This window comes from Rhodococcus sp. T7 (assembly GCF_009872365.1).
In the GTDB taxonomy this organism is placed as follows: domain Bacteria; phylum Actinomycetota; class Actinomycetes; order Mycobacteriales; family Mycobacteriaceae; genus Rhodococcus_F.
Genome location: NZ_WXYH01000167.1, coordinates 1 through 3,004 on the forward strand (window position 1 = coordinate 1; position 3,004 = coordinate 3,004).

At 66.9% G+C, this 3,004-nt stretch carries 3 protein-coding genes and 1 pseudogene; 2 read left to right on the plus strand and 2 right to left on the minus strand.

What is annotated here, in order from left to right; genetic code table 11:
- Window positions 1-291: 291 nt before the first annotated feature.
- Window positions 292-552 carry a hypothetical protein gene (locus MLGJGCBP_RS17780; protein WP_201453103.1) on the minus strand — a complete coding sequence of 87 codons (261 nt, stop codon included), beginning with the start codon at window positions 550-552 and terminating at the stop codon, window positions 292-294.
- 131 nt (window positions 553-683) lie between these two features.
- Between MLGJGCBP_RS17780 and MLGJGCBP_RS17785 the strand changes: the two genes are divergently transcribed.
- On the plus strand, window positions 684-1,619 hold the full coding sequence (locus MLGJGCBP_RS17785) for an NADP-dependent oxidoreductase (protein ID WP_328799549.1): 936 nt from the start codon (window positions 684-686) through the stop codon (window positions 1,617-1,619).
- Between the two features lie 4 nt (window positions 1,620-1,623).
- On the opposite strand, the gene MLGJGCBP_RS17790 is transcribed toward MLGJGCBP_RS17785, so the two are convergent.
- Complete coding sequence (locus MLGJGCBP_RS17790) at window positions 1,624-1,938, minus strand: hypothetical protein (RefSeq protein WP_160097322.1); 315 nt, start codon at window positions 1,936-1,938, stop codon at window positions 1,624-1,626.
- A 488-nt stretch (window positions 1,939-2,426) separates the two neighbouring features.
- Here MLGJGCBP_RS17790 and MLGJGCBP_RS51840 point away from each other — a divergent pair.
- Window positions 2,427-3,004 (plus strand): annotated as a pseudogene (locus tag MLGJGCBP_RS51840) (hypothetical protein); the annotation flags it as partial.

The window sequence follows — 3,004 nt, forward strand, 5'->3', positions numbered from 1 at the left end:
TCGACAGAAGATCTTCGACGGCCTACTCGACCGCCTCGACGGGGACGCGGCCTCTTGACGATCACCCGCATAACCATGGCTTCCTTGGCAGACTTCACAGTGGCCTCTCCTCGAGGACTCGCGTTTCGGCGTGGTAGCACCGTCGAGCGAACCCGAGGAGAGGCCCCGATCCGGGGAGGCGATCGGGAAGAAAATCGAACGTGTCGTATCAGGCGGACAGATCCGAGTGGGCAGTTTCGTGTCCGCCAGCGGGCAGGAACCGATGTCCGTCAGTGGGCAGTTTCGTGGCCACTACCGGGCGCTTTCGTGACCGCCCATGGGCAGCTTTTCATGTCCGCCGACAGCCCGACGCCCGCGCACGGTGACAATCATATGTTCGCCGCGGAGCCACACATCCGAGGCCCCGACATTGACCATCTCGGCCCCGGCCAGGCCGAGGCCGACACCGAGCGCCACCACGGCGGCCAGAGCCTGCGAGCGGACCACACTTGCCTGCCGCGGCGCCCACCACAGCAACGTCTCCACCTGTTCTGTGGTGTACAGCGTCGACACCGGGGGGCCTCAGAGTCCAGGCCACGGTCGCCTCATGTCGCGATGGACCACCGCATTGATTCTGTAGTCGATTTATTATGCTGGTAGAACCGTGATGCGGGCCAAGTAGCAGTAGGAGGAGGAGGCTGGCGATGGTGCAGGCGATAGGTGTGACGGAGCCGGGTGGTCCGGACGCGCTGCGGGTGCTCGACGTGGCAGCCGAGCCGCTCGGGTCCGGTCAGGTCCGGATCGCGGTCCGGGCCGCCGCGGTGAACCCGGTCGACACCCTCGTCCGGGCTCGGCCTGCGACGGACAGGGAGCCTGTGGTGCGGGTCCCGGGGATGGATGTGGCCGGTGTCCTTACCGAGATCGGCGAGGGGGTGGCCGGGTCGTTCTCGGTCGGTGATGCGGTCATGGCGATCGTGCAGCACTCGGGTGAGCACGGCGGCTACCGTGCGGATCTGGTCGTGCCGGCCGGTTCGATCGCTCCGGTCCCTGCCAACCTGAGCGAGGTGCAGGCGGCCACGATCCCGATGAATGGCCTGACCGCGCAGTTGGCGCTGGACACACTCGCGTTGTCGGCCGGAGCGACCGTTGCTGTGACCGGTGCGGCCGGCACACTCGGTGGATACTCGGTCGAACTCGCGAAGGAGGCGGGTCTGACCGTCGTTGCCGACTACTCCGAGAAGGACGAGCAGTTCCTGCGTGCCTGCGGCGCCGACGAGCTCGTACGGCGGGGTGACGGCTTCGCTGACGAGGTCCGTCGCCGCTTCCCGGACGGTGTCGACGGCCTGATCGATGCCGCGGTACTCGACGCTGCCGTGCTCGGCGCGGTGAAGGACGGCGGCACGGTCGTCACCGTGCGTGGGTACGAGGGTGATGGGACCGACCGCGTTCTCGTCGTGCCGATCAAGGTGAGTGACTACATCGAGGTGCCGGAGAAGCTCGCTCGGTTGGCAGAGCTGGCCGAGGACGGCCGGCTCACCGTGCGGGTCGCCGGGGAGTTTCCTGTCGTTGAGGCAGCCGAGGCGCACAAGCGACTGGAGGACGGTGGCGCGCGCGGACGGTTCGTCCTCCGATTTGCCTGAGAGCTCACATCCACAGGGCTGGTCCCGGCAAAATTCCTGCGGGCCTTGCCTGTGCGGTCGCGGCCGGGTGCGTCACCGAACTCGGTGAGCACGCGCGTGCCCCGACTAGAGATCCCGTACCGGGCAGGGACGTGATGGTCGCAGTCTGGGGGTGGCCTTCGAAGGCCGTGGTGACCTGCTCGTTGAGGATCTCGATGCGGGTATCGATGGCGATCACGGCCGACGTCGCGGCCGTGGCGGCGGCGTGGGCGGCTTGGAGTGCGCCGGGCTGGGTCAGTCGCCCCCGGGGCGCGGAGTGCGGTGCGGATCTTCGTTGCACGTTCGTCGATCGTCCGCCGACGGGCTCGTTTGAGTGCGGCTTTGATCTGGGTGAGGGTCAATTCGGCGGCCCGCGACGGAGTGGTCAGTCGCGACCAATTGATGAGTGCTCAGTCGGTATTCGAGCTAGGCAACCGGTCGGCACGGCATCCCATCAGCGATCAGGCGACGGCAGTCGACGAGGGCACCGTCATTCTGTAGGACTCCCCGACACCGAGGGTCCAGGTGCTCCGTGTGCCCACCCGCTAACTGCTGCCCCGCAAGAATCCCTGTATCAGGGGCTCCCACGACTCGTTAGGTGCTCCTCGAATGCGGTGAATATCGGCGCTCAGCAAGCCCTGTTCTTGCATCGGAACACCCTTCTATGACCGACGCGGGACCGGACCGGGATTACCGTGAAAGCGCGAGGCGAGAGGGACCGCGGTATGGGCCGGCCGACACTACGAGGTTACTTGGCCGACGTGCACTGCCTGGGGGCGAAGAACACCCATGAGCACCATCCGCACGTACTACGCGGCGTTCGACCGTCCGGCGGTGGAGATTCCGATCGAACTCGGCCGCGAACTGATCCTGGGGGCGGTGCAGTATGCGCGCGGGCTCGGTTCCGAGCCCGCGGACGCGTTCGATGGCGATGCCGACACGTTTTTGGGTGAGTGGGACGGGCCGGGGCAGATCGGATTCGGTCGGGACGGTCAGCCGTTCTACCTCAGCGGGCCTACGACGATCCGACTGCTGTCGTGCGGACTCTCGAGCAGTCCGTGGGTGCGGGGAACTGCCACTTCTCGGTTGCCGCGGGACCGGTGCAATCGTCGCGGACAACACCCGACGTCGCGGGGACTGTTCAAGGCCGGATGGTCGTCACAGACGGTACGCATTGGGTGGAGGGCGTTGGCGCTGGTGCGGTTCAGGTGGGGGAAAGAACGGCGCTGGGTCGGCGATGATGCGGGGAGGTCGCGGCCCGCGGCGGGGCTGTGGTCGAGTGGCAGGTCCGGCACCGCCCGGGGGCACGTGAACAGGATCAAGATGCTCACACGACAGATGTGCGGGCGAGCCAACTTCGACCTACT

Coding starts and splice junctions, on each gene's coding strand:
- MLGJGCBP_RS17785 (WP_328799549.1), top strand. CDS start 684: ATGGTGCAGGCGATAGGTGTGACGGAGCCGGGTGGTCCGGACGCGCTG.